Annotated in this window: 1 pseudogene; it reads right to left on the bottom strand. The window is 58.6% G+C overall.

From position 1 onward, the window contains the following. Window positions 1-362, bottom strand: a pseudogene (locus tag EN862_RS34925) (sulfatase); the annotation flags it as partial. Window positions 363-411 lie beyond the last annotated feature (49 nt).

Genomic DNA, 411 nt, shown 5'->3' with positions numbered 1-411 from the left:
GCCAGCTCCGTAATCCTTGCCTGCAACTCCTTGACTTTATCAGGGTTCTTGTCGGCCAGATTGGTGGCTTCCGATTTGTCCTGCGCCAAATTGAAAAGCTCAATCTTTTGCGGCAGCGACGCCCCCCACACCAGTTTCCAGTCGCCCTCGCGCACCGCGCCGGTCATCGGATCGACATTGTAGACGATCTCCGTGCGCGGCGAAGGCTTTCCCTCGCTGATGGACGGCCACATATCCATGCCGTCCAGCGGCTTGTTCTTGTCGAGCTTGGCACCAGCCAGCCCAGCCAGCGTTGGCAACATGTCGACGACGTGCATAAGGCCGTTGAAGACACCAGGCTTGATCTTGCCGGGCCAGTTCATGAAGGCAACCGAGCGAGTGCCTCCCTCATAGAGGGTACCTTTGCCGTCA

The sequence above is a fragment of the Mesorhizobium sp. M2E.F.Ca.ET.219.01.1.1 genome, assembly GCF_004016445.2.
Classification (GTDB): domain Bacteria; phylum Pseudomonadota; class Alphaproteobacteria; order Rhizobiales; family Rhizobiaceae; genus Mesorhizobium.
Note: the sequence above shows the minus strand (reverse complement) of the source record. Positions and strands in the feature narration are given on the sequence as shown.